The sequence below is a fragment of the Micromonospora sp. NPDC049139 genome (assembly GCF_055586845.1).
Window position 1 is genome coordinate 3453 of sequence record NZ_JBVJHK010000056.1, and the last position, 330, is coordinate 3782.

Consider the following 330-nt stretch of genomic DNA (forward strand, 5'->3'; position numbering starts at 1 on the left):
ATGGTGCCCGCATATCGAGCAAACTCGACAGGTCATCCGCATAAATATTCAGGCCATCCGCCGGCTCACCATCGGTACGCGGACGCTTCGGCTCAGGTCCCGACTCCGACGGCGGCGACTCCGAGCCAGGCGCCGCTCCGTCGGTCTCCGTCCCCCAATCTGGGAGATCCCGTTCCGTTGGTGTCCTCATATCGTTCTCTGCCAGCTGGTATTCGGGGGGCGGGGCAAAAAGCGTCGGGTCAACACCAAACGGGTCAGTTTCCGCTGGATCGGACGGCTGCCCGTCTGCGTCAGAGCCGGCCGGGCCCCATTCCATCGCCGCCGGCCGAC